Source organism: Streptomyces sp. NPDC058964 (assembly GCF_042741275.1).
GTDB lineage: Bacteria > Actinomycetota > Actinomycetes > Streptomycetales > Streptomycetaceae > Streptomyces.
In genome coordinates this window covers 1-26,626 of record NZ_JBHYKH010000063.1, presented here as the reverse complement: position 1 = coordinate 26,626, position 26,626 = coordinate 1, and the positions used below count along the sequence as shown (strand labels likewise).

Annotated in this window: 27 protein-coding genes, 3 tRNA genes and 1 pseudogene; 23 read left to right on the top strand and 8 right to left on the bottom strand. The window is 70.9% G+C overall.

Annotation, left to right across the window (positions count from 1 at the left end; all coding sequences use genetic code 11):
- Window positions 1-12: 12 nt before the first annotated feature.
- Both ACFW2E_RS11285 and ACFW2E_RS11280 read right to left on the bottom strand, forming a co-directional pair.
- A complete protein-coding gene (locus tag ACFW2E_RS11285; protein ID WP_384464857.1) occupies window positions 13-1,368 on the bottom strand; it encodes a sensor histidine kinase in 1,356 nt (451 codons plus the stop codon).
- Between the two features lie 111 nt (window positions 1,369-1,479).
- Window positions 1,480-2,688, bottom strand: a complete 1,209-nt coding sequence (locus ACFW2E_RS11280) for a sensor histidine kinase (protein WP_384464854.1) — start codon at window positions 2,686-2,688, stop codon at window positions 1,480-1,482.
- Between the two features lie 198 nt (window positions 2,689-2,886).
- Between ACFW2E_RS11280 and ACFW2E_RS11275 the strand changes: the two genes are divergently transcribed.
- The 13 genes from ACFW2E_RS11275 to ACFW2E_RS11215 all read left to right on the top strand — a co-directional run bounded on the left by ACFW2E_RS11275 (window position 2,887) and on the right by ACFW2E_RS11215 (window position 16,496).
- On the top strand, window positions 2,887-3,291 hold the full coding sequence (locus tag ACFW2E_RS11275) for an NADH-quinone oxidoreductase subunit A (protein ID WP_384464851.1): 405 nt from the start codon (window positions 2,887-2,889) through the stop codon (window positions 3,289-3,291).
- On the top strand, window positions 3,282-3,938 hold the full coding sequence (locus ACFW2E_RS11270) for an NADH-quinone oxidoreductase subunit B (protein WP_384464848.1): 657 nt from the start codon (window positions 3,282-3,284) through the stop codon (window positions 3,936-3,938). Before ACFW2E_RS11275 ends, ACFW2E_RS11270 begins: the two co-directional genes overlap by 10 nt.
- The gene (locus ACFW2E_RS11265; RefSeq protein WP_384464845.1) at window positions 3,935-4,864 is read left to right on the top strand and encodes an NADH-quinone oxidoreductase subunit C; all 930 of its coding nucleotides are present in this window, start codon (window positions 3,935-3,937) and stop codon (window positions 4,862-4,864) included. The genes ACFW2E_RS11270 and ACFW2E_RS11265 overlap by 4 nt, the downstream gene beginning before the upstream one ends.
- Window positions 4,861-5,829 (top strand): NADH-quinone oxidoreductase subunit H, encoded by a 969-nt coding sequence (locus ACFW2E_RS11260; RefSeq protein ID WP_384464842.1) that lies wholly within the window; start codon window positions 4,861-4,863, stop codon window positions 5,827-5,829. Before ACFW2E_RS11265 ends, ACFW2E_RS11260 begins: the two co-directional genes overlap by 4 nt.
- Window positions 5,829-6,380, top strand: a complete 552-nt coding sequence (locus ACFW2E_RS11255; RefSeq protein ID WP_384464839.1) for a NuoI/complex I 23 kDa subunit family protein — start codon at window positions 5,829-5,831, stop codon at window positions 6,378-6,380. Before ACFW2E_RS11260 ends, ACFW2E_RS11255 begins: the two co-directional genes overlap by 1 nt.
- Window positions 6,377-6,988, top strand: coding sequence for an NADH-quinone oxidoreductase subunit J (locus ACFW2E_RS11250; protein ID WP_384464836.1), 612 nt, complete (start codon window positions 6,377-6,379; stop codon window positions 6,986-6,988). The genes ACFW2E_RS11255 and ACFW2E_RS11250 overlap by 4 nt, the downstream gene beginning before the upstream one ends.
- Window positions 6,988-7,368 (top strand): NADH-quinone oxidoreductase subunit NuoK, encoded by a 381-nt coding sequence (gene nuoK / locus ACFW2E_RS11245; protein WP_384464833.1) that lies wholly within the window; start codon window positions 6,988-6,990, stop codon window positions 7,366-7,368. The genes ACFW2E_RS11250 and nuoK overlap by 1 nt, the downstream gene beginning before the upstream one ends.
- Window positions 7,365-9,359, top strand: coding sequence for an NADH-quinone oxidoreductase subunit L (locus ACFW2E_RS11240; protein ID WP_384464830.1), 1,995 nt, complete (start codon window positions 7,365-7,367; stop codon window positions 9,357-9,359). Before nuoK ends, ACFW2E_RS11240 begins: the two co-directional genes overlap by 4 nt.
- Window positions 9,360-9,365: 6 nt before the next feature.
- On the top strand, window positions 9,366-10,940 hold the full coding sequence (locus tag ACFW2E_RS11235; protein ID WP_384464827.1) for an NADH-quinone oxidoreductase subunit M: 1,575 nt from the start codon (window positions 9,366-9,368) through the stop codon (window positions 10,938-10,940).
- The gene (locus ACFW2E_RS11230) at window positions 10,937-12,460 is read left to right on the top strand and encodes an NADH-quinone oxidoreductase subunit N (RefSeq protein WP_384464824.1); all 1,524 of its coding nucleotides are present in this window, start codon (window positions 10,937-10,939) and stop codon (window positions 12,458-12,460) included. The genes ACFW2E_RS11235 and ACFW2E_RS11230 overlap by 4 nt, the downstream gene beginning before the upstream one ends.
- Before the next feature lie 240 nt (window positions 12,461-12,700).
- Complete coding sequence (gene htpX / locus ACFW2E_RS11225; protein WP_384464821.1) at window positions 12,701-13,564, top strand: zinc metalloprotease HtpX; 864 nt, start codon at window positions 12,701-12,703, stop codon at window positions 13,562-13,564.
- 306 nt (window positions 13,565-13,870) lie between these two features.
- On the top strand, window positions 13,871-14,626 hold the full coding sequence (locus tag ACFW2E_RS11220; RefSeq protein WP_384464818.1) for an SCO4225 family membrane protein: 756 nt from the start codon (window positions 13,871-13,873) through the stop codon (window positions 14,624-14,626).
- Window positions 14,627-14,981: 355 nt separating this feature from the next.
- Window positions 14,982-16,496, top strand: a complete 1,515-nt coding sequence (locus ACFW2E_RS11215; protein WP_384464815.1) for a DUF1254 domain-containing protein — start codon at window positions 14,982-14,984, stop codon at window positions 16,494-16,496.
- A gap of 124 nt (window positions 16,497-16,620) precedes the next feature.
- Here the strand turns inward: ACFW2E_RS11215 and ACFW2E_RS11210 are convergent, their stop codons facing one another.
- Both ACFW2E_RS11210 and ACFW2E_RS11205 read right to left on the bottom strand, forming a co-directional pair.
- On the bottom strand, window positions 16,621-17,022 hold the full coding sequence (locus tag ACFW2E_RS11210) for a YccF domain-containing protein (protein WP_384464812.1): 402 nt from the start codon (window positions 17,020-17,022) through the stop codon (window positions 16,621-16,623).
- Window positions 17,023-17,239: 217 nt separating this feature from the next.
- On the bottom strand, window positions 17,240-18,493 hold the full coding sequence (locus tag ACFW2E_RS11205; RefSeq protein WP_384464809.1) for an APC family permease: 1,254 nt from the start codon (window positions 18,491-18,493) through the stop codon (window positions 17,240-17,242).
- Between the two features lie 189 nt (window positions 18,494-18,682).
- On the opposite strand from ACFW2E_RS11205, the gene ACFW2E_RS11200 reads away from it, so the two are divergent.
- Complete coding sequence (locus ACFW2E_RS11200; RefSeq protein ID WP_384464806.1) at window positions 18,683-18,949, top strand: GlsB/YeaQ/YmgE family stress response membrane protein; 267 nt, start codon at window positions 18,683-18,685, stop codon at window positions 18,947-18,949.
- Window positions 18,950-19,031: 82 nt separating this feature from the next.
- Here ACFW2E_RS11200 and ACFW2E_RS11195 read toward each other — a convergent pair whose 3' ends face one another.
- Window positions 19,032-19,520, bottom strand: a complete 489-nt coding sequence (locus ACFW2E_RS11195; protein ID WP_263211521.1) for a YajQ family cyclic di-GMP-binding protein — start codon at window positions 19,518-19,520, stop codon at window positions 19,032-19,034.
- Window positions 19,521-19,746: 226 nt separating this feature from the next.
- On the opposite strand from ACFW2E_RS11195, the gene ACFW2E_RS11190 reads away from it, so the two are divergent.
- Window positions 19,747-19,828, top strand: a tRNA-Tyr gene (locus ACFW2E_RS11190).
- A gap of 418 nt (window positions 19,829-20,246) precedes the next feature.
- On the top strand, window positions 20,247-20,459 hold the full coding sequence (locus ACFW2E_RS11185) for a hypothetical protein (RefSeq protein ID WP_384464803.1): 213 nt from the start codon (window positions 20,247-20,249) through the stop codon (window positions 20,457-20,459).
- A 25-nt stretch (window positions 20,460-20,484) separates the two neighbouring features.
- On the opposite strand, the gene ACFW2E_RS11180 is transcribed toward ACFW2E_RS11185, so the two are convergent.
- On the bottom strand, window positions 20,485-21,141 hold the full coding sequence (locus tag ACFW2E_RS11180) for an NAD(P)H-binding protein (RefSeq protein ID WP_384464800.1): 657 nt from the start codon (window positions 21,139-21,141) through the stop codon (window positions 20,485-20,487).
- 131 nt (window positions 21,142-21,272) lie between these two features.
- Window positions 21,273-22,544 carry an amidohydrolase family protein gene (locus ACFW2E_RS11175; RefSeq protein WP_384464797.1) on the bottom strand — a complete coding sequence of 424 codons (1,272 nt, stop codon included), beginning with the start codon at window positions 22,542-22,544 and terminating at the stop codon, window positions 21,273-21,275.
- A 301-nt stretch (window positions 22,545-22,845) separates the two neighbouring features.
- Here ACFW2E_RS11175 and ACFW2E_RS11170 point away from each other — a divergent pair.
- The 7 genes from ACFW2E_RS11170 to ACFW2E_RS11140 all read left to right on the top strand — a co-directional run bounded on the left by ACFW2E_RS11170 (window position 22,846) and on the right by ACFW2E_RS11140 (window position 26,546).
- A tRNA-Thr gene (locus ACFW2E_RS11170) sits at window positions 22,846-22,918 on the top strand.
- Window positions 22,919-22,964: 46 nt separating this feature from the next.
- Window positions 22,965-23,037, top strand: a tRNA-Met gene (locus ACFW2E_RS11165).
- 90 nt (window positions 23,038-23,127) lie between these two features.
- A complete protein-coding gene (gene rpmG / locus ACFW2E_RS11160) occupies window positions 23,128-23,292 on the top strand; it encodes a 50S ribosomal protein L33 (RefSeq protein ID WP_003948671.1) in 165 nt (54 codons plus the stop codon).
- Window positions 23,293-23,405: 113 nt separating this feature from the next.
- Complete coding sequence (locus tag ACFW2E_RS11155; RefSeq protein ID WP_384464792.1) at window positions 23,406-23,858, top strand: MaoC family dehydratase N-terminal domain-containing protein; 453 nt, start codon at window positions 23,406-23,408, stop codon at window positions 23,856-23,858.
- 7 nt (window positions 23,859-23,865) lie between these two features.
- A complete protein-coding gene (locus tag ACFW2E_RS11150; protein WP_384464789.1) occupies window positions 23,866-24,294 on the top strand; it encodes a MaoC family dehydratase in 429 nt (142 codons plus the stop codon).
- 116 nt (window positions 24,295-24,410) lie between these two features.
- Window positions 24,411-24,980, top strand: a complete 570-nt coding sequence (locus tag ACFW2E_RS11145) for a TetR/AcrR family transcriptional regulator (protein WP_384464786.1) — start codon at window positions 24,411-24,413, stop codon at window positions 24,978-24,980.
- A gap of 96 nt (window positions 24,981-25,076) precedes the next feature.
- The gene (locus ACFW2E_RS11140) at window positions 25,077-26,546 is read left to right on the top strand and encodes a DHA2 family efflux MFS transporter permease subunit (RefSeq protein ID WP_384464783.1); all 1,470 of its coding nucleotides are present in this window, start codon (window positions 25,077-25,079) and stop codon (window positions 26,544-26,546) included.
- Here the strand turns inward: ACFW2E_RS11140 and ACFW2E_RS11135 are convergent.
- Window positions 26,483-26,626, bottom strand: a pseudogene (locus ACFW2E_RS11135) (aldehyde dehydrogenase family protein); the annotation flags it as partial. The gene ACFW2E_RS11140 and the pseudogene ACFW2E_RS11135 sit on opposite strands and share 64 nt — an antisense overlap.

Genomic DNA, 26,626 nt, shown 5'->3' with positions numbered 1-26,626 from the left:
CGCCCGGACCGGTCAGTGCCGCCAGGGCAGCTCCGCCGTGACCCGGGTGGGACCGCCCGCCGGCGAGTCCACCACCAGGATTCCGTCCACCGCGTCCAGCCGCCCGGTCAGCCCCGCGAGCCCGGAGCCCGCGGACACATCGGCTCCGCCCACCCCGTCGTCCATGACCTGCAGCATCAGCCGGTCGTCCGACCGCCACACGTCCACCGTGGCCTGGCGGGCCCGGGAGTGCTTGCTGATGTTCTGCAGCAGCTCGGAGACGGTGAAGTAGGCGATCCCCTCGATGGCCGGCGCCGGCCGCTCCGCGAGGTCCACCTCGACCCGCACCGGCACCGTGCACCTCGAGGCGACCGCGGACAGCGCCGCGTCCAGCCCCCGGTCCGTGAGCACCGCCGGATGGATTCCACGGGCCAGGTCGCGCAGCTCCTGCAGCGCCGTCTTCACCTCGCCGTGCGCCTCCTCGACCATCCGTGCCGCCGCCCGCGGGTCCTCGGTCAGCTTCTCCTTCGCCAGCCCCAGATCCATCGCCAGCGTCACGAGGCGTGCCTGCGCCCCGTCGTGCAGGTCCCGCTCGATGCGCCGCAGGTCGGCGGCGGCCGTGTCGACCACGACCCCCCGGTCCGACTCCAGCTCCACCACCCGCGTCGCCAGCCGCGACGGCCCGAGCAGCTCCTGCACCAGCAGCCGGTCCACCAGCGTGAGCGCCCGCACGATCCACGGCGTGGCCAGCGTGAACAGCAGGCCGACCAGCGCGGTGACCGTGATCTCGAAGGGGTTGTCGAGGTAGACGCTGTGGGTCCCGTCGCCGTACAGCTGAAGGCCGCCCTGACCGCCGTACATGGGGAAGACCCAGAACCACAGCGGATACGTCAGCAGCGCCCAGCCGTACGCCCAGAAGTTCACCGCGACCACGAACGAGAACACCGCCCACGGGAACTGCAGCACCGCGTACAGCAGGTGCCGCCACGACGTGCCGCTCTTCAGGACCGCGCCCATCCAGGCCAGCGCCCCCGGCTTGGACATGCGCAACGGCTCCGGGTCGGCCACCTCGAGGCGGAGCAGCCCGCGCGCCCGCGCCCGCTCCAGCGCCCCGAAGCCGCGGCATCCGGCCAGCGCGGCCGCCAGCACCGGGACCCCGAGGAACGTCACCAGCAGGCCGGCCCCGAGCGACACCGTCGTCACGGCGAACACGAACAGCAGGATGCCGACCGGGAGGCCGAGCAGTACGTAGCCGAACTCGCGCCAGCTGCGGGCCTCGAACGGCGCCCGCAGGGCGGCGGGCAGCCGGTGCCGTCGCGCTCCCTCGTCCGCGTCCCGGAATCCGGGCCCGCTGTAGTGCCCGTACCCCTGTCCGTACTCCGTGGCCATCGGCGTCGTCCGTTCTCCTCGTCCGGCGGCTGTGTTGCCGTACCTCCACCCTGCTGCGCCGCAGGTCCGCGGACCATGGAGGCCGTCGGCCTGTTCCCCGGGGGGTTTTCCCTACCCCTCCCGGGGGGCCTCCGGCCGGTCCCGCCAGGGCAGCTCCGCCGTGACCGTGGTGGGACCGCCGGGCGGGGACTCGACGACGAACAGCCCGTCGACGGCGTCCAGCCGCTCCGCCAGGCCGCGCATACCGCTGCCGCCGTCCAGCCGTGCGCCTCCGCGGCCGTCGTCGGACACCTGGATCAGCAGCCGGTCGTCCGTCCGCCACACGTCGACCGAGGCCGACCGCGCCCCGCTGTGCTTGCTGATGTTCTGCAGCAGCTCGGAGACCGTGAAATAGGCGATGCCCTCGATCGCGGGAGCCGGTCTCGACTCCAGGTCGGCCGTGACCTTCACGGGCACGGTGCAGCGGGAGGCGACGGAGGAGAGCGCCGCGTCCAGGCCGCGGTCCGTGAGCACGGCGGGATGGATGCCGCGCGCCAGGTCCCGCAGCTCCTGCAGCGCCAGCTTCACCTCGCCGTGCGCCTCCTCGACCATCGCGGCCACGTGTTCGTCGGCCTGGCCCTCCAGCAGCTTCTCCTTGGCCAGACCGAGGCCCATCGCCAGGTTGACCAGGCGGGCCTGCGCCCCGTCGTGCAGATCGCGCTCGATGCGCCGCAGGTCGGCGGCGGCCGTGTCGACCACGACCCCTCGGTCGGACTCCAGTTCGGCGATACGGCGTTCCAGCTCGTCGGAGGGTGACAGCAGCCCGCGCACCATCACCCGGTCCACGTTCGCCAGCCCCCGCACGACGAACGGCAGCACCGGCCACAGCGCGAACAGCCCGGTCAGCACGGTGACGAAGGTCAGGATGCCCCACGGCAGCCGGATGAGGTCGTACAGCAGCGTCCGCCAGCCCACCGGGTCCTTCAGCGCCATCCACAGCCGCTGCAGCAGCCCGCCGCTCCTGCCGAGCGGCAACGGGCTCGGCTCCTCCACCCGCACCCCGAGCAGCTTCCGGGCCCGTGCGCGCTCGAGCTTCCCCAGCTGCCGGGAGCCGAGGAGCGCGGCCGCGAGCAACGGGAAGCCGACCACGGTGACCGTCAGCGCGCCGCTGACGGACACCGCGGTGACCGCGTACGTGAAGCCGAACACCGCCACCGGCAGGTTCACCAGGAGATGCGCGATCTCCTTCCAGGTGTGGACGTCGTAGGCGAACCGGGCCGGCGGAAGCGGTTCGTCGCCGTCGGCCCGGGCCGTTCCGGGGACGGTGGAGAGAGCGGTCATGTGGGCTAGGGTGCCGTGCGCCGCCCGGCCGCGCCATGAAGTTCGCCGCCGCGGTCTCCTGGGGAAAACCCCACCCCGGTGTCTCACGGCGTGACAGGCTGCTTACGGTCTCTTTATCAGGGCCTAGACTCCCGTGCGTACAGATCGTCGAATCAAGAGTTAACTGAAGTCACCAGGTCAGGGAGCGAGGGACGGACGTTGCGGGAGACGTTGGGGGGCTCGACCGCCGTCGCGGCGGAGTACTTCCAGTCCTACTCGGTCGTGGGACTGCTTGCTCTTGTGGGCGTGCTCTTCGTGGGAGTCGCCTTCGGCGCGGGACGGCTGCTGCGGCCGGTGGTGCCCACGCCCGAGAAACTGCTGACGTACGAGTGCGGCGTGGACCCCGTGGGAGAAGGCTGGGCACACACCCAGGTCCGCTACTACGTCTACGCCTTCCTGTACGTGATCTTCGCGGTCGACTCGATCTTCCTGTTCCCGTGGGCGACGGTCTTCGCCGCCCCCGGCTACGGCGCGACCACGCTCGTGGAGATGTTCATCTTCCTCGGCTTCCTCGCCGTGGGCCTGCTGTACGCATACAAGAAGGGAGTCCTGGCATGGACGTGACGAACGCGACCGACTCGACGGACACGACGGACACGACACCAGAAGCGACTCCTTCGACCTCCGAGCCGTTGCTGCTCCCGGAGCCCAAGCGACTGGGCGCGCTCGCCCGGCTGGCCCCGGAGCCCATGAAGGTGGTCCTGAACTGGGGCCGCCGCTACTCGCTGTGGGTCTTCAACTTCGGCCTCGCCTGCTGCGCGATCGAGTTCATCGCCGCGTCGATGGCCCGCCACGACTTCATCCGGCTCGGCGTGATCCCGTTCGCACCGGGGCCGCGCCAGGCCGACCTGATGGTCGTCTCGGGCACGGTCACGGACAAGATGGCCCCCGCGGTCAAGCGTCTGTACGAGCAGATGCCCGAGCCGAAGTACGTCATCTCCTTCGGCGCCTGCTCCAACTGCGGCGGCCCGTACTGGGACTCGTACTCCGTCACCAAGGGCGTCGACCAGATCATCCCGGTGGACGTCTACGTCCCGGGCTGCCCGCCGCGCCCCGAGGCGCTGCTCCAGGGAATCCTCAAGCTCCAGGAGAAGATCGCCAGGGAGTCGCTCGAGGAGCGGTACGGCGCCAGCGGCGCCCCGCGGCCCTCGGTGGCCGCGCTGCAGAGCCCCCTGGTGAAGCCGCCCGCCGCCGAGGGGGCCGCGCGATGACCAGGGTCGGCTGGCTGCCCGCCCCCGCCGAGGAGCTCTTCGGTACGGAGGCCACGGCCGAGGAGTCGTACGAGGTCCTGACGGTGGACGTGCCGCCCGCGTCCTGGATCTCCGCGCTGGAGACGGCGCGCACGACCCTGTCCTGCACCTACTTCGACTGGCTGAGCGCGGTCGACGAGCCGGGCACCGGCTTCCGTGTCTCCGCGCACGTGGTCGCCCTGTTCCCGGTCCGCCGCCTGCTGCTGCGCACCACGGTCCCGCACGGCAGCCCGGTCCTCGCCTCCGCCGTGGGTGTCTACGCGGGCGCGGCCTGGCACGAACGCGAGACCCACGAAATGTTCGGCGTCCGCTTCGAGAACCACCCCGGCCTGGACCACCTCCTGCTGCCGGAGACCTTCGAGGGCCACCCCCTGCGCAAGGACTTCGTCCTCGCGGCCCGCGTCGCCAAGGCCTGGCCCGGTGCGAAGGAACCGGGCGAGTCCGACCACGGCGGCCCCAAGCGCCGTCAGATGCTGCCGCCGGGTGTCCCCGACCCCAACGAGTGGGGCCCTCTCAAGGGCCAGCTCCCGCCCGCCCCGGCCCGCCCGGCCTTCGACGAACCGGAACCGGAGCGGGCGGCCGAACCCGGCACGGACCGTCCCGGAACCTCCGCGGAACCGCCCGCGCCCGGTACGGAAGCCGCCCCCACGCAGCCGGTGTCCGAATCACCCGCGCCGGAGTCGCCCGCGCCGGAGTCGCCCGCGTCCGCGGAACCGACGGTCGAGCGCCCGGTCCCCGGGGAAGCCGCCCCGGAAGAGTCGGCCTCCCAGGAACCGGCCCCCACCGAGTCCACTCCCGGGAAACCCGCCCCCGAGGAGCAGCCGCCCACGGCCGCGCCTTCCCCCGAAGACCACACCCGAGACGACCGCCCAGGAGGCCGGCAGTGAACGACGCGCTCGACGTCACCCTGCGACTCCTGGCCGTCTTCGTCGTCTTCCTCACCTTCCCCCTGATCGTCGGCCAGACCGAGCACAAGGTGATGGCCCACATGCAGGGCCGCCTCGGCCCGATGTACGCCGGCGGCTTCCACGGCTGGGCCCAGCTCATCGCGGACGGCGTGAAGTTCGCGCAGAAGGAGGACGTGGTCCCGGCGGGCGCGGACCGCCGTATCTTCCAGCTCGCCCCGGCGGTCGCGCTCCTTCCCTATCTGCTCGTCCTGCTCGCCATCCCGATCGGCCCCGGCGAGGGCGCGGTCGGCCAGGTCCTCGACGCGGGCGTCTTCTTCGTGCTCGCGGTGATGGGCGTCGCCGTCCTCGGCTCGCTCATGGCCGGCTGGGCCAGCGCCAACAAGTTCTCCCTCCTCGGCGGCCTCCGCACCGCCGCCCAGCTCCTCGCCTACGAACTCCCGATGCTCCTCGCCGCCGCCTCGGTGGCGATGGCGGCCGGCACGGTCTCCCTCCCGGGCATCCTCGACGCCTTCCACTGGTGGTGGGTGCCCTGGCAGATCACAGGCGCGATCGTGTTCTTCGTGGCCGGCCTGGCGGAACTCCAGCGGCCGCCCTTCGACATGCCCGTCGCCGACTCGGAGATCATCTTCGGCGCGTACACCGAGTACACCGGCCTGCGCTTCGCCCTGTTCCTCCTCGCCGAGTACGCCGGGATCATCGTCCTGTGCGGCCTGACCACCGTCCTCTTCCTGGGCGGCTGGCACGGCCCCTGGGGTGCCGAGGGCCTCGGCTGGCTCTGGACCCTGCTGAAGACGGCGATCCTCGCCTTCGTCGTCATCTGGCTGCGCGTCACCTATCCGCGGCTGCGCGAGGACCAGCTCCAGAAGCTCTCCTGGACCCTCCTCGTCCCCCTCTCCCTCGCCCAGATCGCCCTCACCGGCATCGTCAAGGTGGTGATCTCCTAGTGTCCCCCTTCCCCGGCTCCGGCCTGGCCAAGGGCCTGGCCGTCACCCTCCGCACGATGACGAAGAAGACGGTCACCGAGCAGTACCCGGACGTCCAGCCCGACCTCCCGCCCCGCACCCGCGGCGTGATCGGTCTGTTCGAGGAGAACTGCACGGTCTGCATGCTGTGCGCCCGCGAGTGCCCCGACTGGTGCATCTACATCGACTCGCACAAGGAGACGGTCCCGGCGGCGGCCCCCGGCGGCCGCGAGCGCAGCCGCAACGTCCTCGACCGCTTCGCCATCGACTTCTCCCTGTGCATGTACTGCGGCATCTGCATCGAAGTCTGTCCTTTCGACGCCCTGTTCTGGTCCCCGGAGTTCGAGTACGCCGAGACCGACATCCACGAACTCACCCACGAGCGCGACAAGCTCCGCGAGTGGATGTGGACCGTCCCGGCCCCGCCCGCCCTCGACCCCGGCGCGGAGGAGCCGAAGGAGATCTCCGCCGCCCGCAAGACCGCGGAGAAGCTCGCGGCAGCGCAGGCCGAGCCTCAGGAGGGGGACGCGTGACCCTCGCCGCCGCCACCCACGGCTTCCTGTCCCCGAACGGTGTCGAGATCGCCTTCCTCCTCGTCGGCCTGGTCACCTTCGGTGCCGCCCTCGTCACCGTCACCACCCGGCAACTGGTGCACGCCGCCCTGTGGCTCGTGGTCACCCTCGGCGGCCTCGCCGTCGAGTACCTCCTGCTCACCGCCGAGTTCATCGCCTGGGTGCAGGTCCTGATCTACGTCGGTTCCGTCGTCGTGCTCCTCCTCTTCGGCCTGATGCTCACCAAGGCCCCCATCGGCCGCTCCCCGGACGCCGACTCCGGCAACCGCTGGGCCGCCCTCACCGTGGCGGTCGCCGCCGCGGCCGCCCTGGTCTGGGTGGTCGTCGACGCCTTCCGCACCACCTGGATCGACCTCGGCGGAGCCGCCGCCGGGTCGACGAAGGTCACCGGCGAGAGCCTCTTCCAGAACTGGGTCCTCCCCTTCGAGGCCCTCTCCGTGCTCCTCCTGGCCGCCCTGGTCGGCGCGATCGTCCTGTCCCGCAAGGCCGGGGCGGACGCGGCCACCCCGGCCACCGGGCAGGTCCCCGGCACCCGCAGCGGTGAGGCAGACAAGGAAGGTGTCCGCTGATGCACCTCGCCTATCCCGCCGTGCTCTCCGCCCTCCTCTTCTGCACCGGCCTGTACGGCGTCCTCGCCCGGCGCAACGCGATCCTGGTCCTGATGTCGGTCGAGCTGATGCTCAACGCCGTGAACCTCAACCTGGTCGCCTTCGACGTCTGGCTCAGCAAGGCCGCCCGGGAGACCCTGCACTCCGGGCAGGCCCTGACCCTGTTCACGATCGCCATCGCCGCCGCCGAGATCGGCATCGGCCTGGCGATCGTCCTCGCCGTCTACCGCAACCGCGGCACCTCCGACATCGACAGGCTCCGCGACACCGCCGAGGGACACGAGGCCGACGGCCCCGACAGCGACGCCCCCGCGGCCGAGAAGGCTGAGGCCACCGCGTGACCACGACCACCCTCGCCGTCCTCGTCCCCCTCCTGCCGTTCCTGGGAGCCGTGTCCGGCCTGCTGCTGGGCCGCACGGTCCCCGGCTTCGTCCGCCCGCTCGCCGTCCTGCCGACCTTCGCCTCGCTGGTGCTGGCCGCGCTGGTCGCCGTGCGCCAGGGCGGCGGCGCGGCCATCACCGCCCACACCGAACTCACGCCGACCGGCTCGATCCCGATCGACCTGGCCCTGGACATCGACGGCTTCGCCGCGCTCGTCGCCGTACTCGTCGGCGTCGTCGCCACCTGCGTGCAGGTCTACTCGACCGGCTACCTGCGGGACGACCCGCGCTACCCGTCGTACGCCGCCCTCGTCTCCCTGTTCACCTCCGCGATGTTCCTGGTCGTCTACTCCGGCGACCTGATCGTGCTGCTGGTCGGCTGGGAAGTCATGGGCATCTGCTCCTACTTCCTGGTCGGCCACTACTGGGAGACGCCCGAGGCGCGCGCCGCCTCCATCAAGGCCTTCCTGGTCACCAAGCTCGGCGACGTCCCGTTCCTGATCGGTCTGTTCGCCCTGGCCACCGACGCCGGTTCCTTCAGCATCCCGAAGGTCCTCGGCGCCGTCGCGAGCGGCAACCTGCACCACCCGACCCTCGTCGCCCTGCTGCTCCTGGCGGGCGTGGCGGGCAAGTCGGCGCAGTTCCCGCTGCACACCTGGCTTCCCGACGCGATGGCGGGCCCGACCCCCGTCTCCGCGCTGATCCACGCCGCGACGATGGTCGCCGCCGGCGTGTACTTCGTCGCCCGTCTCCTCCCCGTCTTCCAGGCCTCCTCGGCCGCGCTGATCGTCCTCGCCGTGATGGCCGCCGTCACGATGGCCGGCTCGGGCCTCGCCGCGCTCGCCCAGGACGACATCAAGCGCGTCCTCGCCTACTCGACCATCGGCCAGCTCGGCTACATGACCGGTGCCCTCGCCGTCGGCGACCGCGGTGCCGCCGTCTTCCACCTCCTGTCGCACGGAGCCTTCAAGGCGCTGCTGTTCCTCGCGGCCGGCGTGATCATCCATGCCGCCGGCACCAACTCGCTGGCCGCCATGTCCCGTATGAGCCATCTGCGCGACCGCGTCCCCGACGCCTACTGGACGATGACCGTGGCGCTCCTCGCGCTCGCCGCGATCCCGCCGTTCAGCGGCTTCTTCTCCAAGGAGTCCGTCCTCGGCGCCGCCGAGCACGTCGCCACCGGCCACACCGGGCATGCTCCCGGCAGCGCCGGCTGGATCGTCCTCGTCGCCGGGCTGCTCACGGCCCTGCTCACCGCCGCGTACGCCACGCGCCTGTGGCTGCTGGCCTTCCGGGGCCGGGGCGCCGAGGCCCCGGACCACGGGAGGCAGCCGCTGACGATGACCGTGGTCCTTTGGGTGCTCGCCGTGCCGTCGCTCGCCCTCGGCGGGCTCACCTACCGCCTGCTGCCCGACTGGTTCGACGGTCGCGACCTGAACCCGACCCTCATCACGTCCGTCCTCGGCACCGGCCTCGCCCTGGTCGGCGTCCTCGTCACCTACGGCGCCTGGCAGCGCACCAGCGCACTGGCCGCCCGGACCCCCCTGGGCGCCGTCGCCGCCCATCCCGAGGGCGACGCCGGGCTCGTCGAGGCGGAGGCCATCGCCGGCCACAAGCCCGCCTACGGCGACGTGGCGTACGCGCCCGACCCGGCCGACCCCGGACGGCTGCTGCTCGGCCCGCTGCACCGCCACGCGGCCGTCGGCTTCCACCTGGACGCCGTGTACGCGGCACTGTTCGTCCGCCCGGTCCAGGCCGGAGCGAGTCTCGTCCGGTTCCTCGACCGCGAGGTCGTCGACACCTACGTACGCGGCGCGGCCGCGCTGCCCCGGCTGCTCGGGGCCGCCGTACGGCGCGCCCAGACCGGCAATGTGCAGACCTATGTGAGCGCGCTGCTCGCCGGCTCCGTCGTCCTGGCGGTCGCCGTCCTCCTCGTCGCCACGGGAGCGTGAGCAGGCGTGATCGATATCAACGAGTCCGTGATGCAGTTCCTCCTGGCATTCGTCGTCGTCGGCCCGCTCCTCGGCGCGGTCGCCGCCCTCCTGCCCGCCCCTCCCGGGCTGAAGGGGAAGTCTCCCGACCAGGCCGTCCTACGGCACGGGGTGACCGTCACCGGCGCGATCCTCATCGCCGCGATCGTCCTGGCGCTCGGCTTCGACCACGACCATCCGTCGAGGATGCAGGCCACGACCGACATCAGCTGGATCCCCGCACTCGACGTGCGGATCCACCTCGGCATCGACGGCATCTCCCTCCCCCTTCTGGTCCTGACCGCGCTGCTGACCTTCCTCTGCGCGCTCTACTCCTACTTCAAGATGCCTGCGGGCCCGTCCCCGAAGGCCTTCGTCGCCCTGCTGCTCGTGCTGGAGTCCGGCACCCTCGCGACCTTCGCCGTCCTCGACCTGCTGCTGTTCTTCCTCGCGTTCGAGACGGTGCTCATCCCGATGTACTTCCTCATCGCCCGCTGGGGCGGTGAGGGCCGGACCCAGGCGGCCTGGAAGTTCATCCTCTTCACACTGCTCGGGTCCGTCGTCATGCTGCTCGGCCTGCTCCTGATCGGAATCAAGGCGGGCACGTTCGACATGGTGGCACTCGCCACTGACAACGGCCGGTCACTGACCACATCCGTGCAGGTCATCGCGGTATTGGCGATCGGGATCGGACTCGCGGTCAAGACGCCGATGTGGCCGCTGCACAGCTGGCTGCCAGAGGCCCACACCGCCGCCCCGACCGTCGGCTCGGTCCTGCTGGCCGGCGTACTGCTGAAGATGGGTACGTACGGGTTCGTCCGCATCCTGCTGCCGATCGCGCCGGAGGGCTTCCACACCTTCGCGCCCTACCTCGCCGCCTTCGCCGTCGTCGGGATCATCTACGGGTCCCTGGCCTGCCTGGCCCTCGCCAAGCAGGGAGCGAAAGGCGATCTCAAGCGGCTCATCGCCTACTCCTCCGTCGGCCACATGGGCTTCGTCCTGCTCGGCATCGCGACCACGACCCCGACCGGCGTGAACGGCGCGCTGTTCGCCAACATCGCCCACGGCCTCATCACCGGCCTCCTCTTCTTCCTGGTCGGAGCGCTGAAGGACCGCACGGGCACGACCGACCTCGACGCCCTGGCCGAGGAGAAGGGCGCCGCGCTGTACGGCAAGGCCCCGCGCATGGGCGGACTGCTCGCCTTCGCCGCGGTCGCCTCGCTCGGACTGCCCGGCCTGGCCGGGTTCTGGGGCGAGATGCTGGCCCTGTTCGGCGCGTTCAACCCCGCGGCCGACCTGAGCCGGCCCGCGTTCCTCACGTTCATGTCCATCGCCGCGTTCGGCACGCTGCTGACGGCCGCGTACATGCTCGTCGTGGTCCGCCGCGTCTGCATGGGCGCCGTACCGCAGGACATGCCGAAACTCGCCGACGTACACACGTACGAGTTCGCGGCCTGGACCCCGCTCGTCGTCCTCACCGTCGTCGCCGGACTGTGGCCCAAGGTCCTCCTCGGCCTCACGAATCCGGCCGTGCAGCAGCTCCTCGCAGGAGGCACCCGATGAGCGCCCTGGCCCAGCCGCTGGCCCAGTCGGCGGTCCAGTCCGTCGACTGGCTCGCGATCGCCCCGCCCACCGCCGCCGCGGTCGTCGCACTCGTCGTCCTCGTCGCCGACCTGTTCCTGTCCGACGCCAGGAAGGCCGTCCTCGGCTGGGTCTCCGTCGCGGGACTCGCCGCCTCGGCCCTCCTGCTGCTGCCCCTCCTGGACGGCGACCGCAGCACCTTCTGCCTCACCGGCGACCCGCGCGCGTGCAGCTACACGGCCGACCGGTTCACCCTCGTCGTCCAGTTCCTCGTCCTCGGTGGCGCCCTGCTCGCCGCCCTGCTGTCGGTCACCGCGCTCAAGGACGCCCGCAGGAACATCCCCGAGGGCGAGTTCTGGTTCCTGCTGCTGTCCTCGGCGGCCGGGGCCGCCCTGCTGCCCGCCTCCCGCGACCTCGCCACCCTCGTGGTGGCCCTGGAGGTCGCCTCCCTGCCCGCGTTCGCCCTCGTCGGCATCCGGCACGGCGACCGCAAGTCCTCCGAAGCGGCCCTGAAGTTCTTCCTGTCGTCGGTCACCGCCACCGCGGTCAGCCTGATGGGCATCAGCTTCGTGTACGCCTCCACGGGCACCCTCTACCTGACCCAGGTCGCCGACCGGATCCAGCACGTACCCGGGCAGCTCCACACGCTCGTGCAGGCCGGTGTCGTCCTCACCCTCGTCGGCTTCGCCTTCAAGACGGCCGCCGTCCCCTTCCACTTCTGGGTGCCCGACACCTACGTGGGAGCTCCGCTCCCCGTCGCCGCCTACCTGTCGGTCGTCGGCAAGGCGGTCGGCTTCTCCGGCCTGATCCTCGTCACCGTCGTCGCGCTGCCGTCGTACGGCGACGTCTGGGGCCCCGCCCTGGCCGCACTGGCCGCCCTCACCATGACCGTGGGCAACGTCGGCGCCCTGCGGCAGCAGGCCACGCGCGCGTACAGCGCCGTACGGCTGCTCGCCTGGTCCTCCGTGGGCCAGGCCGGCTATCTCCTGGTGCCGATCGCCGCCGCCGGGTACGCCGAGGACCCCCAGAAGGCGATCGGCTCCACCGTCGCGTACGCCCTCATGTACGCCGCCGTGAACCTCGGCGCCTTCGCGGTGGCCGCCGTGGTGGGCCGTACGAAGTCCCTCAACCGCGTCTCGGACTACCGGGGCCTGTACGCGTCCAACCCCCTGGCCGCCCTGACCCTGGCCTTCTTCCTGCTCTGCCTGGCCGGACTGCCGCCCGGCGTCATCGGTCTCTTCGCCAAGGTCACCGTCTTCTCGGCGGCCGTGGACGCCGGCCTCGGCTGGCTGGCCGTGGTCATGGCCGTCAACGTGGTGATCGCGCTCTTCTACTACCTCCAGTGGACGGCCCTGCTGTTCCGCGCCCCCGAGGGCGAGCCCGCCAAGCACCACGTCCCCGCCCCGCTCACGGCCGCGATCACGCTCACCGCGGTCCTCGGTGTCGCCCTGTCGGGAGCACCCCAGCTGGTGCTGCGCTTCGCGGCCACGGGCCTGTTCTGAGTCCTCCCCGCGCAGGTGGGGTGCGCGGCCCCACGCGCGCGGGGCGCCGCCCATGGCCTACGTCACCCGGACGGCCCACCGGCGCCGCCGTACGCACAAGGGAACTAGAGGCCGCCGCCTGGCGTTGACCAGTGCGGGAGGGTCCACTGGATGTGACACCAAGGCACCAGTGGCTCCGGAGACAGACAAGCAGCTCAGCAAGCAAAGGGTTCCCCTGCTGCACCACTTGGAGGGCGTACCGTGCACCGCCGGCACAACGGGCTCAGGACGGCAGTACTCCTCGGGGGACTGTCCGCACTCATCATCGTCATCGGCAGCTTCTTCGGCCGCACGGGGCTGATCGTCGCCGTCCTTGTCGCGCTGGGCACCAACGCGTACGCGTACTGGAACAGCGACAAGCTGGCACTGCGCGCGATGCGTGCCCGCCCGGTGAGCGAGTTCGAGGCACCCGCCCTTTACCGCATGGTCCGTGAGCTCTCCACCCAGGCCCGCCAACCCATGCCCCGCCTGTACATCTCCCCGACGGAGGCGCCCAACGCCTTCGCGACGGGCCGCAACCCGCGCAACGCCGCCGTGTGCTGTACAGAGGGCATCCTGCGCATCCTGGACGAGCGCGAGCTGCGCGGCGTGATCGGCCACGAGCTCAGCCACGTCTACAACCGCGACATCCTCATCTCGTCGGTCGCCGGCGCCCTCGCCTCGGTGATCATGTTCCTGGTCAACTTCGCCTGGCTCATCCCGATCGGCCGCTCCGACGACGACGACGGCCCCGGCCTGCTCGGCCTGCTGCTCATCATGATCCTGGGGCCACTCGCGGCCAGCGTCATCCAACTGGCCATCAGCCGCTCACGGGAGTACGAGGCCGACGCATCGGGCGCCCAGCTGACCGGCGACCCGCTCGCCCTGGCCGGCGCCCTGCGCAAGCTGGACGCCGGCACCAAGCAGCTCCCGCTGCCGCCCGAGCCCAGGATCGAGACCGCGAGCCACATGATGATCGCGAACCCCTTCCGCCCGGGACAGGGACTGTCCAAGATGTTCTCGACGCATCCGCCGATGGCGGACCGGATCGCCCGGCTCGAGAAGATGGCAGGGCGCAACCGGTGAAGGCCATCCTGAACGCGGGGACAGTGTCCTGCCAGGCGTCCGCATGACGGGGGTGTCAGGCACTTCGTCCTCCCCGCTCCTCGGCCGCTGACTCCCCCTGAATTCGCGCCCGTTGGCCGGGGTCCTCGGCGGTTCCGGCTGCGATGAGAGCAGCGCCGGGGTGGCCCGGAGGGACTTGGGGTCAGTGTGCCTGAGCAGCCTGGTAGGTCTTGCAGCCCTGCCGATGAGTAGCCGTACTCATGCCGGAGCCCGCCCTCAGGTCCACTGTGGAGATCACCAACTCCGACAGATCCGAAGGGGCCCTCAATGCCGAATGCCTCCCGCCGGCGCCGCATCCCCCGCCTGCGCCGACTCCTTGCGCTTGCCACGGACAACCGGCTCGCCCGGGGCTATCTGGCCGTACTCGCCGCCTCCGTCCTGGTCATGTTCCTCTTCCCGGACAGTGGCTTCGCCTCAGCCCCTCTGATGCTCACGGCACCCCTCTCCTTCCTGGGTGTGCTCCTCCCCTTCGGTCCCGGCACCGGGGGCGGCAGGGCGGTCGAGGTGCTCGCCATCGGCCTGTGGACCGTATGGCTCCTTCTGTGCGCCCTCGTGAACGCCGCCGTACTGGGCGCCCTCGTTGCGAGGTCCGCGACCACCGCACCGGCCGGCGCGCGTGGCTCCCTCCCGCGCATCCCGGATCTCTCCGAGCAGGGGGGAACGGACCCGGCGCGTTCTGCGCGCCCCCGCCTTCGAGGACTGACGGCCCTGCCGGCCCCCGCGGTGGACAACTGGCTCGCACGCGGGTACCTCGCGGTGGTCACGGCGGCACTGGGGTCCTTCCTGTACGCCGTCTACTTCTCGCCGGACCCCGGGTTCGCCGGGATCTGGCCGCTGATGGCCACGGCACCGCTGGGCATCCTCGCCTCCCTGGTGGCGGCTGCCGCGGAGTACTCCTCGCTCTCCTGGCTGAGCCCGTTGATCTTCTCTGTCGGCGTGGCACTGTCCGGGCTGGTCAACGCCACCCTGCTGGGCTTGCTCGCTCGCAGGCTGCGGGCGAGGGAAGCGAGCCCGGCCACCTGAGGGACCGGGGCGGACCGGAGCCCGCTGCGGCCGGCCCGGCCTGGGGTCGCCGAGCCGCTCGGCCTTCGTCCTGGACGGTTGCCGGTCCTCCACGGCCCTGAGGAGCCGGCCCACGGTGAAGTCCTCCCGCCCGCCCATGCAGCCGGCCCCGGACCGAGCCACTTCGCGGGCGTTGAAGCGCCCCTCGAAGAACGCGCGCCAGGGAGCAGGCACCGGGATCCATGTCGGTGAACAGGGCCTCGGCCTGCGCCGTCCGGGCAACCGGGGGACGATGGATCCAGGCGCACCATTCGGCCCGGGACACCGGGAACCTGCCTGATCTTCCTTCTGCACTCATGAGCGAAGTGATGCTGACATGTCCGAAACATTGCAGAGCCCTGCCTGGCGACGGATCCCCGAGGACGTGGCGGGCGCAGCACTCACGGCGGCAAGGGCCGCCGGGCGCGTAGCCCTTCACCCCAAGCCGGCGATCGACCGGGTCCGCGAGCTGTCCGGGATCATGCCCGCGCTGAGTCAGGCGGTGAAGCCGATCCTGACCGGGCGGATGGACGACTGGCGTGGCGAGTACGCCTACACGCTCGGCGAGCAGGCGTTCGTCTACGGCTTTCCGTACATCTACTACGCCCAGCTGAGGCACGCTTGGGTGACGCAGCCGCGAAACCCGTCGACGATTCCGTATGCGGCTGTCAATCACTTCTGGCACGCCGAGCGGCTGCTGGATGCGACCTATCGCGACGGCGGGTGCCCCAACAACGACACTCTGTATTCGGTGGCCTGGGTGGATCTCGGCAGCGAGCCGGTCATCCTGTCCCATCCGGACATGGGCGATCGTTACTTCACCTTCGAGCTGGTCGGAATCACGTCCGACAACTTCGACTACGTCGGTCAGCGCACCACTGGTTCCGGCGCGGGCGGCTTCGCCCTCGTCGGCCCCGGCTGGGAGGGGAAACTTCCCGGCGGGGTGCGGCGTTTGAAGAAGGCGCCCAGTCGCTGGGTCCTCGTCCTCGGCCGCACCCTCGTCAGCGGCCCGGACGACGTACCACGCGTCCGGGAACTCCAGAAGCAGTACGGGCTCACCCCGCTCAGCCTGTTCGGTGAGCCGGACGCGAAGGTCCCCGAGAGCCGTGACGTCCTGACGCCGATCCCGGCGGCGGAGGATCCGCTGGGCCCGTGGAAGACCCTGAACGCCATGCTGGCCGAGAATCCCCCGCCGTCCCACCACGACCTCCTTCTCCAGCAGTTCGCCCGGATCGGCATAGGTCCCGGCCTCGACGTCGAGGCACAGCCCGACACGGTCAAACGAAGCCTGACCCGGGCCGCCGCCGTCGGGTTGCCCATGCTCAGGCAGCAGATACTCAGCGGCGACTGGGCCCACCTCGTTCACGGCTGGCGCTACCCGCCCGCGCAGATGGGGCGTTTCGGCGACGACTTCCTCAAACGAGCCGCCGACCAGGCGCTGATCGGCGTTGCCGCCAACGACCCGGCCGAGGCGGTCTACTTGCTCAACTTCGAGGACGCGGGCGGCAACAAGCTGACCTCCGACGGTCGGTACGAACTGCACTTCGACAGCGACGCGCTGCCTCCGGTGGATGCCTTCTGGTCGCTGACCGCCTACGGGGAGGACATGAACCTGATCCCCAACCCGGCCGATCGGTACTCGCTGGGCGACCGCTCCGAGGGTCTTCAGTGGGACGCCGATGGCGGACTGACCATCCGACTGCAAAGTGAGCCGCCCGGCCCGGACCAGGAAGCCAACTGGCTGCCCACCGCGACGGAAGGCACCTGGTTCGTGGCCCTTCGCATGTACCGGCCCCGCCCCGAGGTGATCGACGCGACCTGGGAATGCGCCCCACTGACCCGCGTCGCCTGACGTCCGAGCGTCGGCAGATCCGTCACCGGCCACCGGCCCGGCGTTCGATCAGCGGTCCCCGTCCGCGGGCACGCCCCACATGTCAGAAGCGCGAGGCAAGTGCTACCGCTCGGCGGCGGCCCGCTCAGCGTCCGCCGAACCCCTGATCCGTCGCAACCACCTCACGCCCGAGCGGCATGAGCGAGATCGGGATGAGCTTCAGGTTGGCCCATCCAAAGGGGATCCCGACGATGGACAGGAACAGCGGGATGCTCGTGATCAGGTGGCCCAGAGCCAACCACCAGCCTGCGAAGATCACCCAGATCACGTTTCCGATGAACGATCCCGCCCCGGCGTCCGGACGGTCCACAGTGGTGCGTCCGAACGGCCACAGGACGAAACCGGCGATACGCAGCGACGCAATGCCGAACGGGATGGTGATGATCAAGACGAAGCAGATCAGTGCCGCGATCAGGTACCCGATCGCCATCCAGATGCCGCAGAAGACGAGCCACAGGACGTTGAGCAGCAGGTTGAACACCTTCATGATCGGCACCTCTCGGGGTCGCTCCGCTGGCACTGCCGGCTGACACAAGTATCAGCTGGTCATGCGTTCAGGCGGAACCGCAGCGCTCCTGTGGCGTGATCGGGAACGTTCCGAGACGATCCGCTCGGCACAGCGGCCACCGGCCACCCGCGTCGGCGTCCACGCCCTGCGGTCCTTCGGGTGCACGGCGGCCGGGCGGCGCGCCGCCGGAGTCCCTTCAGCTGTTTCCGCCGCGCCCCGCCCACCGACGTACGCCGTACGCTCCTGCCCCCACGGCCAGCACTCCGGCCCCGACGGCCACCGAGGCCGCCGGCAGCGCGAACGCCAGTGTCACGCACCCCAACAGCCCCACCACCGGGACCACACGCGACCGGGGAGCCGGGCTCAGCGTCCAGGCCGATGCGTTGGCCACCGCGTAGTAGGCCAGCACGCCGAAGGACGAGAAGCCGATGGCGCCTCGCACGTCCACCGTCGCGGCGAGCACGGTGACGACCGCTCCGACGGCCAGTTCGGCCCGGTGGGGGATCTGGGAGCGCGGATGGACGGCGGCCAGGGCCCGGGGCAGATGGCGGTCGCGGGCCATGGCCAGCGTCGTCCGGGACACGCCCAGGATCAGCGCGAGCAGCGACCCGAGCGCCGCGACCGCGGCTCCCGCCCGCACCACGGGCGCCAGGGCCGGTACTCCGGCCGCCTTCACGGCCTCGGCCAGCGGAGCGCTCGCCCGGCCGAGACCCTCCGCGCCGAGCACGGAGAGGACGGCGACGGCCACGCACGCGTACACCGCCAGCGCGATACCGAGGGCCAGCGGGATCGCGCGGGGAATGGTGCGCGCCGGATCCCGTACCTCCTCGCCCAGGGTCGCGATCCGCGCGTATCCGGCGAACGCGAAGAACAGCAGACCCGCCGCCTGAAGCACCCCGCCCACGCCCGACGGGAGGCCGATGCCCAGCCGGCCGGCCTCGGCCTGTCCGGAGCCGAGACACACCACCACGACGGACGCGAGGACCGCCAGCACCACGGCCACGATCGCCCGGGTCAGCCAGGCGGACTTCTGGATGCCGCCGTAGTTCACCGCGGTCAGCACCACCACGGCTGCGACGGCGACGGCGTGCTCCTGCCCCGGCCAGACGTACGTGCCCACGGTGAGCGCCATGGCCGCGCAGGAGGCCGTCTTCCCGACCACGAACGCCCAGCCGGCCAGATACCCCCAGAAGTCCCCGAGCCGCTCGCGCCCGTACACGTACGTGCCGCCGGAGGCCGGGTACAGGGCGGCCAGCCGAGCCGAGGACATGGCGTTGCAGTAGGCCACCAGGGCCGCGAGGGCCAGTCCGACGAGCAGCCCCGACCCGGCCGCCCGTGCGGCGGGCCCCAGTGCGGAGAAGACCCCGGCTCCGATCATCGAGCCGAGTCCTACGACGACGGCGTCCCGCACCCCCAGAGTGCGTCGCAGGCGGGATTCGGTGCGTGTCATGCGGCGCACCCTACTGATCCCTGCAACCGCTCGGTGCACCCGTGACGTCTTCTTGGTCGATACGGCACGAACACGCGCGCGAGCGCCCCGGACCACGGCACGGCAAGGCCTGCGAAGCGCAGCCCGGCCCGGATGCAAGTCACAGGGCCGGGACAGTGCGAACACAGGGCGGGAGGGCAGGTTCACGGTATGAGCATCATCGGTTGGATCATCCTGGGACTGTTGGCCGGAGCCATCGCGAAGATCCTGCTGCCGGGCCGCGACCCCGGCGGCTTCATCGGAACGACGCTGATCGGCGTCGCGGGCGCGTTCATCGGGGGCTGGATCTCGGCCCGCTGGCTGGACCACCCGATCTCCAAGAACTTCTACGACGGCGCCACCTGGGCCGCCGCCATCGGCGGCTCACTGGTCCTGCTGATCGTCTACCGCATCCTGTTCGGCAACTCGCGCGACTGAGCGCGCCCCTGACCGCAGCCGGCAGGCGGGAAGGGTGGGCACCTGACAGGTGCCCACCCTTCCTCGTGCCCCGCCCCGTCAACTACCGGTAGTTCACGAACTGCAGTGCGAAGTCGAAGTCCTGACCCTTCAGGAGGGCGATCACGGCCTGCAGGTCGTCCCGGCTCTTGGAGCTGACGCGCAGCTCTTCACCCTGAACCTGGGCCTTGACACCCTTGGGGCCCTCGTCCCGGATGATCTTCGCCACCTTCTTCGCGTTCTCCTGGGAGATGCCCTCCTGGATCGACGCGAAGATCTTGTACTCCTTGCCGGAGAGCTGAGGCTCGCCCGCGTCCAGCGCCTTCAGCGAGATGCCGCGCTTGATCAGCTTGGACTGGAAGACGTCGAGGATGGCCTTGACCCGCTCCTCGGAGTTCGCCTGCATCAGGATCTTCTCGCCGGACCAGGCGATCGAGGCGCCCACGCCCTTGAAGTCGTAGCGCTGCGAGACCTCCTTGGCGGCCTGGTTGAGGGCGTTGTCGACCTCCTGCCGCTCGACCTTCGAGACGATGTCGAAACTGGAGTCGGCCATGTCCTGTGGCTCCTTGTATCCGGGTGCGTATCGGGTGCGTGTCGGCGTGCGTGGGGGTGGCCGCCGAGCCCGGCACTGAGCCGGGCCGCATCCGCACCAGCCTAGCCACCCCGAGTCCTCCGGGCGCCGGTCAATCGAGTGGCGAAGCACCCCTCGGCATCGGGTATTGTTTACGTCGTTGCCAGGGAGCACCGCCGAGAAGCGGTTCGATGTGGCAGCAAACCCCGGCGGTGTGCCCGAGCGGCCAAAGGGAGCAGACTGTAAATCTGCCGGTTCTACCTTCCCAGGTTCGAATCCTGGCGCCGCCACACTGGGGAAGACCCCCTCCGATCTGCGGAAACGCAGGATGGAGGGGGTCTCTTCGTGTTGGGGCGATCACTCGGGGCGGCGGGGCGGGGTGACGTGTCTCACGTACTGCGCGGCATGCCGGCGCCGTGGAACTTGCCGAGGGGCCGATCGAGTGCAGCCCGCGGTGCGGTGGCACGGCGTCGGCACGGAGTCTCGTGACCAGCGTTGTGCCGGGGGTTCCCCGGGTGCGCGTAAGGCGCGCTGGAGCGCGCGGGTCAGAGGCAAGGCGGCGAGAGCGGGTGGGCCCTCTGCGAGGAGCATCGTGCTCCGTCAACGGTCCTGAACCGCGTAAGTCCCGTCGGCCGGCACCCGGTTCAGGGCCGTGCCGGCACAGGAGCGACCGGGTACGTGCCGCCCGCTCCGGGACACACTGGCCCCATGCCCTTCCGTCGTAGAACCTGTCCGGTCTGCCGTCGCGAAATCGCCGTCGTCGCGGGGCGTTTCGCGCGGCACGATCCGCCCGCGGCGCGGGGGAGCGGGGAGCTGGTGTCCTGTGCCGGGTCGCGTCGGCAGGCACAACTGGAAGCGGTCCAGCCTTCGTTGGACGGTTACGCCGTACCGGAATTCCCCGGACAGCTGCCCCTCTTCTGAACGGGCCCGCGGTCCGGGGGCAACCTCAGTTCCCCGCCACCGACTTCACGGCCACCGACACCGGCGTCGACCCGCCGACCAGCTCCAGGGTCAGGCCGGCCGTCGCCGAGGTGTCGACGAGCTCCGCCAGAACGGCGGCCACGTCGTCGCGCGGGACCGCGCCCCTGCCGGTGTGTGCTTCCAGGCGCACGAGGCCGGTCCCGGCGTCGTCCGTCAGTGCGCCGGGGCGCAGGATCGTCCAGTCCAGGGCATCGAGGCCGCTGATGTACGCGTCGGCCTCGCCCTTCGCCCGCAGGTACACGTCGAACACGTCGTCGCCCTTGTGCGCGGGATCCGCGCCCATCGAGGAGACGACCACGAAACGGCGTACGCGCGCGCGTACCGCCGCGTCCGCGAACAGCGTCGCCGCGCCCTTGTCCACCGTGTCCTTGCGGGCCGCGCCGCTGCCCGGGCCCGCGCCCGCCGCGAAGACCGCCGCGTCCGCGCCCTGCAGGTGTGCCGCGACCTCCTCCACCGTGGCCGACTCCAGGTCGAGCAGGACCGGTTCGGCTCCGGCCTCCCGCAGGTCGTCACCCTGCTCGGCCTTGCGGATGATCCCCGCGGGTTCGTCCCCGCGCGCGGAGAGCAGCCGCTCCAGCCGCAGCGCGATCTGACCATGACCCCCAGCAATGACAATGCGCATGTTTCCGACCGTACGCCCGAAGAACGCCGTCCGCCGCACGACTTCAGTGCCGCCCCGGCAGTCGTGTCCGGGGGTGAGGGGCGAGGGGCGAGAGGTGGGGCATCCCCGGGGTGCCGCCCAGGACACCTCGTCTACTGGGAAACTTCGCCCCGCCCCTGCCGAGGCAGCCCCAGCTCCGCCGTTGCCGCCGAGTTGCAGTACTCCCGTACCGCGCTGGTGCGGGCCACCACGCGGCCCCGGTGCACCACGATCCGGCTGTACGCCAGGGAGAGGGCGCCCGCCAGGTCGTGGCCGCGTACGGCGAGGAGTTCGGCGGGAAACCCGGCCTCCACGCGTACCTCCGGGAGGCCGAGGACCGAACGGGCGGAGGTGCTCACCGCGTCGTAGGCGTCCTCGGGGCGCAGGCCGTAGCGGGAGGACAGGAGATAGGCCGCCTCCAGCGGGTCGCCGCGGCCGACGGGATTGGAGACGTCCCGCAGGGCGCCGCTGCCGGCCGCGACCCTGACCCCGGCCGCGCGCAGCAGCCGCACCGGAGCCGTACCCCGCCGCTCCACGCCCCCGCAGCCGCCCTGGGGCAGACACACCACCGCGACCCCGGTGGCGGCCAACCGGTCCGCGACGCGTGAGGCCGCCTCGGTGGGCAGGCGGGCCAGCCCGGCGCAGGGGCCGAGGGTCACGCCGGGGCGCAGGCCGCCCGCCATCGCCGCGAGCCGGGCCAGGCGGGCCGGGTCGGCGGCGTCCGTGTGCAGGTCGACGGGGCAGCCGTGCTCGGAGGCCACCTCCAGGACCGCCTCCACGTATCCCGTGGGATCGGGGTCCAGATCCGGACAGCCGCCCACCACCGTGGCGCCCATCTTCACCGCGTCCCGCAGTATCGCGAGTCCCTCCGCTCCGGCCACGCCGGTCAGCACTCTCGGCACGGCCACCGTCGTCAGATCCGTCAGACCGCGCAGCGACCGCCGCGTCTGCAGTACGGCGCTCAGGGCGCCCAGCGCCGGGACGTCGCCCACGCGCACATGCGCCCGCAGGGCCGTGGCCCCGTGGCCCAGTTGCAGGAGGGCGGCCTCCGTGGATCGGCGCTGGACGTCCTCCGGGTCGTACGAGACCGGTCCGCCGGCGTCGGCGGACAGCGCGGAGTCCGCGTGTGCGTGCGGTTCGGCCGGGGCGGGGAGGAGCAGATAGCCGGCGAGGTCCACGCGCGTGCCGACGGCGCGGGCCGGCCCCGGTGCCAGGCTGCCGGCCGTGCCGACCGCCTCGATGCGCCCGCCGCCCAGCCGCACGTCCACGGTCCGGCCGTCGGTGAGCCGGGCCCCGCACAGCAGCAGGGTGGCCCCGTCGGACTGTCCCGAGGACCCCGACGAGTTCGACGACGGAGGGGGCGGCTGCGGCTGGCTGTCGGGCATCGCGCTCCAGGGGCTCGGGGGTCCAGGGGCCGGGGGGCAAGAGGCTCGGGGACCGTGCACGGGGGACGCAAGATCACGCAGAGTGAGTCGAGCCTAGGGTGGCGAACCGCGCGGGGCGGGGAGGAGCGCAATAGTCGTACCGGCGTGGTCCGTCGTACCGAAGCGGGCCGGTCACGGGCGGGGGCGGCGCCTGCGCGAGGTGCGCGCGGGGCCGCCGGGAAGCCCGGGAGCGGGGGCCGGGAGGGCAGCCCGAAACGGATTTGGGTGAACGGCTGCCGAGCGTGTAATGTCTTCATCGCTCGCCCCAATAGCTCAGTCGGCAGAGCGTCTCCATGGTAAGGAGAAGGTCTACGGTTCGATTCCGTATTGGGGCTCTGGTGTGAGAGGTCCCCGCCGCAAGGCGGGGCTCGATCGCATCAAAGCGGTGTAGCTCAGTCGGTAGAGCAAGCGGCTCATAATCGCTGTGTCACCGGTTCAAGTCCGGTCACCGCTACTGACAGTAGCCGATTGCGGGGTCGGTCCTTCGATCGGCTACTCTTTCTTGCGTTGAAATTGACCCATCCGTTCGTCAAGGAGCACTCACGTGGCTGCCACCGACGTCCGCCCGAAGATCACGCTGGCCTGCGTGGAGTGCAAGGAGCGGAACTACATCACCAAGAAGAACCGGCGTAACAACCCGGACCGTCTTGAGATGAAGAAGCACTGCCCGCGTTGCAATGCGCACACCGCGCACCGCGAGACGCGATAAATCAGGCTCGTACGACGAGGCCGCTCCCGAGTGATCGGGGGCGGCCTCGCGTCGTTCAGTGACCCAGTACCGGTCAGTAGAGGTCAGCAGAGCAACCAGGAGGTGCCGAGCCCATGGCGCTCGACCAGTCCTTCGTGGGACGGACCTACCCGCCCACCGATCCCTATGAGGTCGGCCGGGAGAAGATCCGCGAGTTCGCGGAGGCCGTCGGAGACGGAAGTCCGGTGTACACCGACCCGGAGGCCGCCAAGGCGCTCGGGTACCCGGATGTGATCGCTCCGCCGACCTTCGTGTTCTCGATCACCTTCAAGGCGGCCGGACAGGTCGTCCAGGACCCGCAGTTGGGCCTGGACTACAGCCGGGTCGTGCACGGCGACCAGAAGTTCGCCTACAAGCGCCCCGTGCGCGCCGGTGACCGGCTCACGGTGACCTCGACCATCGAAGCCGTGAAGTCCATGGCGGGCAACGACATCCTGGACATCCGCGGCGAGGTCCACGACGAGGCCGGCGAGCACGTCGTGACCGCCTGGACCAAGCTCGTGGCCCGTGCGGCCGAGGAGGCGTGAGAAACCGATGACGGCCAGGATCGCTTACGACGACGTCGAGGTCGGCACCGAGCTGCCGGCGCAGTCCTTCCCCGTGGACCGGGCCGCGCTCGTCCAGTACGCAGGGGCCTCAGGGGACTTCAACCCCATCCACTGGAACGAGAAGTTCGCCAAGGAGGTGGGCCTGCCGGACGTCATCGCGCACGGCATGTTCACCATGGCCGAGGCCGTCCGCGTCGTCACGGACTGGACCGGCGACCCGGGGGCGCTCGTCGACTACGGCGTCCGGTTCACCAAGCCCGTCGTCGTCCCGAACGACGACAAGGGTGCCGTGATCGAGGTGTCCGGCAAGGTGGGCGCGAAGCTCGACGACAAGACCGTGCGGGTCGACCTGACGGTGACCAGTGACGGGCAGAAGGTGCTCGGAATGTCGCGGGCCGTCGTGCGACTGGCCTGAGCGAGAGCGCGCGGTAAGGGGCGTCCTCCCTGGTGAGGCGCCCCTTACGCGTTCCCGCGAGAGTCCTCCGGCGATCCGTCTTGACTTAGTTAGTGATTGAGTACTAACTTACTCGCATGGCCAGGATGAGTGCGGAGGAGAGGCGCGAGAGCGTCGTACGCGCCGCGATCGCCGAGTTCGCGCAGAGGGGCTACTACGGCACCTCCACCGAGGCGATCGCCAAGCGGGTGGGTGTCTCGCAGCCGTATCTCTTCCGCCTGTTCCCGGGCAAGAAGGCGATCTTCGCCGCCGCCTCGCTGCGCTGCATGGAGGACGTGTGCAACGTCTTCGAGGAGGCGACCAAGGGGCTGGACGGCGAGGAGGCCGTGCGTGCCATGGCCAACGCGTACGTGCGCCTGATCCAGGAGCACCCGGAACGGCTCCAGATGCAGATGCAGGCGTACATCGCCGTCGCGGCCGCCGAGGCGGAGGGCGATCACGAGTTCGGCGAGGCGGTGCGCGCCGGCTGGATGAGGCTCTGGGAGACCGTGCATCTGCCGCTGGGGGCCGATGTGGGTGAGACGACCAACTTCATGGCCTACGGGATGCTCATCAACACCCTCACGGCCATGGGGTTTCCGCCGGACCACCAGGTCTGGCAGGGGATGTATCCGACCGCCCGGGTCACGGGCCGGCTGGAGAAGTAGGGCGACAGGGAGGGGCGGTCCGCCGCCTTTTCATGGGCGCCGAAGTTAGTAATCAATAACTAATCATTGATCGTGGAATCACGCTCTGGGGGAGCGATGTCACAGCAGACCGAACGGCAGACGGAACAGCGGACCGAACCGACCACCACGCGTCGCGGCCAGGTCGTCTGGGCCCTCGTCATCACCAGCGTCGCCGGGTTCATGGCGTCCCTGGACAACCTCGTCGTCACCACAGCCCTGCCCTCCATCCGCAGGGACCTCGGCGGAGCGCTGGACGACCTGGAATGGACCGTGAGCGCCTACACGCTCACCTTCGCCGTCCTGCTGATGTTCGGCGCCGCCCTCGGCGACCGCTTCGGCCGCCGCCGGCTCTTCCTCGCCGGGCTCACCGTCTTCACCGGCGCCTCCGCGGCGGCGGCCATGGCACCCGGCATCGACTCCCTGATCGCCGCCCGCGCGGTGCAGGGCGTCGGCGCGGCCGTGATGATGCCACTGACGATGACCCTGCTCACGGCGGCCGTACCCGCCGCCAAGCGCGGCATGGCGTACGGCATCTGGGGCGCCGTCAACGGCCTCGCTGTCGCCTCCGGACCGCTCATCGGCGGCAGCCTGACCGAACACGTCTCCTGGCACTGGATCTTCTGGCTGAACGTCCCGCTCGGTCTGGCCCTGCTGCCGCTCGCCCGCCTCCGCCTCGCCGAGTCCTACGGCGCCGGCGCCCGGCTCGACATCCCCGGCACCCTCCTCGCCAGCGGCGGTCTCTTCGGTCTCGTCTACGGCCTGGTCCGCGGACCCGCCGACGGCTGGACCAGCTCCCTCGTGCTGACCGGGCTGATCGCGGGTGCCGCCCTGCTGACCGCCTTCGTCGTGCACGGCTCCCGCGCCGAGAACCCGATGCTCCCCATGCGACTGTTCCGCTCCCGTGCCTTCGCGGGGATCAACGCCGCCAGCCTGCTGATGTTCCTGGGGATGTTCGGGTCGATCTTCCTGCTCAGCCAGTACATGCAGGGTGTGCTCGGCTACTCGCCGACCGAGGCGGGCCTGCGGATGCTGCCCTGGACCGGTATGCCGATGCTCGTCGCGCCCATCGCGGGGATCCTCTCCGACCGCATCGGCGGCCGCCCCGTCGTCGCCACCGGACTCTTCCTGCAGGCGATCGGACTCGGCTACCTGGCCTACGTGGACACCGCCACCGCCTCCTACGCCGCCCAGCTGCCCGCCCTGATCATCAGTGGCATCGGCATGGCCCTCTACTTCGCCCCCGCCGCCAACCTGGTGATGTCCAGCGTCCGCCCGCAGGAGCAGGGCATCGCCTCCGGCGCCAACAACGCGCTGCGCGAGGTGGGCGGCGCGCTCGGCATCGCGGTCATGTCGTCGATCTTCTCGGCCCAGGGCGGCTACGAATCCGCCCAGTCCTTCGTCGACGGCCTGCGGCCCGCACTGGTCACCGGCTCCGGAGTGGTCGCCCTCGCCGCGGTGGCCGCCCTGGTGATCCCGGCCCGGCGCCGCGCCGCGCGGCTCGTGACGGCCGGCGAGCGGGTCCAGATGCCGCAGGCGAGGCCGTAGACGGAGTCGTTGGCCTGGGCCACGAGTTCGTCCTCGTCGTCGTACGGGAGGGCGACGAGGACCGGGCCGAAGATCTCCTC

Bases quoted from the DNA above. Each gene is read 5' to 3' on its own strand.
- ACFW2E_RS11215 (WP_384464815.1), top strand. From the start codon at position 14,982: ATGTCCGAAACATTGCAGAGCCCTGCCTGGCGACGGATCCCCGAGGAC.
- ACFW2E_RS11140 (WP_384464783.1), top strand. From the start codon at position 25,077: ATGTCACAGCAGACCGAACGGCAGACGGAACAGCGGACCGAACCGACC.
- ACFW2E_RS11220 (WP_384464818.1), top strand. From the start codon at position 13,871: ATGCCGAATGCCTCCCGCCGGCGCCGCATCCCCCGCCTGCGCCGACTC.
- ACFW2E_RS11145 (WP_384464786.1), top strand. From the start codon at position 24,411: ATGGCCAGGATGAGTGCGGAGGAGAGGCGCGAGAGCGTCGTACGCGCC.
- ACFW2E_RS11195 (WP_263211521.1), bottom strand. From the start codon at position 19,520: ATGGCCGACTCCAGTTTCGACATCGTCTCGAAGGTCGAGCGGCAGGAG.
- ACFW2E_RS11150 (WP_384464789.1), top strand. From the start codon at position 23,866: ATGACGGCCAGGATCGCTTACGACGACGTCGAGGTCGGCACCGAGCTG.
- ACFW2E_RS11155 (WP_384464792.1), top strand. From the start codon at position 23,406: ATGGCGCTCGACCAGTCCTTCGTGGGACGGACCTACCCGCCCACCGAT.
- ACFW2E_RS11205 (WP_384464809.1), bottom strand. From the start codon at position 18,493: ATGACACGCACCGAATCCCGCCTGCGACGCACTCTGGGGGTGCGGGAC.
- ACFW2E_RS11265 (WP_384464845.1), top strand. From the start codon at position 3,935: ATGACCAGGGTCGGCTGGCTGCCCGCCCCCGCCGAGGAGCTCTTCGGT.
- ACFW2E_RS11200 (WP_384464806.1), top strand. From the start codon at position 18,683: ATGAGCATCATCGGTTGGATCATCCTGGGACTGTTGGCCGGAGCCATC.
- ACFW2E_RS11280 (WP_384464854.1), bottom strand. From the start codon at position 2,688: ATGACCGCTCTCTCCACCGTCCCCGGAACGGCCCGGGCCGACGGCGAC.
- ACFW2E_RS11185 (WP_384464803.1), top strand. From the start codon at position 20,247: ATGCCCTTCCGTCGTAGAACCTGTCCGGTCTGCCGTCGCGAAATCGCC.
- ACFW2E_RS11180 (WP_384464800.1), bottom strand. From the start codon at position 21,141: ATGCGCATTGTCATTGCTGGGGGTCATGGTCAGATCGCGCTGCGGCTG.
- ACFW2E_RS11285 (WP_384464857.1), bottom strand. From the start codon at position 1,368: ATGGCCACGGAGTACGGACAGGGGTACGGGCACTACAGCGGGCCCGGA.
- nuoK (WP_384464833.1), top strand. From the start codon at position 6,988: ATGCACCTCGCCTATCCCGCCGTGCTCTCCGCCCTCCTCTTCTGCACC.
- ACFW2E_RS11230 (WP_384464824.1), top strand. From the start codon at position 10,937: ATGAGCGCCCTGGCCCAGCCGCTGGCCCAGTCGGCGGTCCAGTCCGTC.
- ACFW2E_RS11210 (WP_384464812.1), bottom strand. From the start codon at position 17,022: ATGAAGGTGTTCAACCTGCTGCTCAACGTCCTGTGGCTCGTCTTCTGC.
- ACFW2E_RS11175 (WP_384464797.1), bottom strand. From the start codon at position 22,544: ATGCCCGACAGCCAGCCGCAGCCGCCCCCTCCGTCGTCGAACTCGTCG.
- ACFW2E_RS11270 (WP_384464848.1), top strand. From the start codon at position 3,282: ATGGACGTGACGAACGCGACCGACTCGACGGACACGACGGACACGACA.